At 46.7% G+C, this 574-nt stretch carries 2 protein-coding genes; one reads left to right on the top strand and one right to left on the bottom strand.

Going from position 1 to position 574, the window contains the following annotated elements:
* The coding region (locus tag ACS8FC_RS19545; RefSeq protein ID WP_439298009.1) for an ATP-binding protein at window positions 1–328 on the top strand (328 nt) is incomplete at its 5' end.
* Window positions 329–361: 33 nt separating this feature from the next.
* Here ACS8FC_RS19545 and ACS8FC_RS19540 read toward each other — a convergent pair.
* Complete coding sequence (locus ACS8FC_RS19540) at window positions 362–541, bottom strand: hypothetical protein (protein ID WP_201601551.1); 180 nt, start codon at window positions 539–541, stop codon at window positions 362–364.
* Window positions 542–574: the final 33 nt, after the last annotated feature.

Genomic DNA, 574 nt, shown 5'->3' with positions numbered 1-574 from the left:
AGAAGCACAAGAGCAACTGATGATTTGTGTGCGTGACTGCGGTGATGGTGTGGCAGAGGATCAATTGGAGCGTATCATGCAGCCATTTGAGCGTGGAGAGACCGCACGTACTACCCAAGGTAGCGGTCTAGGGCTGGCCATTGTAGATCGCATTGCGCGGTTACATCATGGTACGGTCGAGGCGATTAATCACCCTGATGGTGGGTTACAAGTATGCGTGCGCATACCCCTACTCTCTAAAGTTGCTGGAGACAATACCTTGGCTGCTGATGCAGTCGATGACACATCTACAGTCGATAGTATCAGATCGAATGAAGACAATCCTTAACACGATCGCTTAAACAAACCCTGCGTGGATAAATTAATCTTTGCTACCAATGATAGGCGGAATATATTCAGCACTGTTAGCAAATGCTAATGGCTGAGTAATCTCTTCTTTGGCTGTCTTTAGCGTTTGGGTGGTTGATGGCTGCTTTAGAAACAAGTAGTAACCCAGCGTGATCGCATTCAACAGCACCAAGCCACCAAATAAATATGGCATCCTTTGCCTCCTATATTGTCAAACTACCCTAGA

The sequence above is a fragment of the Psychrobacter sp. 1Y4 genome (genome assembly GCF_051847555.1).
The sequence above is the reverse complement of the archived record's forward strand: the minus strand, read 5'-3'. Positions and strand labels throughout refer to the sequence as shown.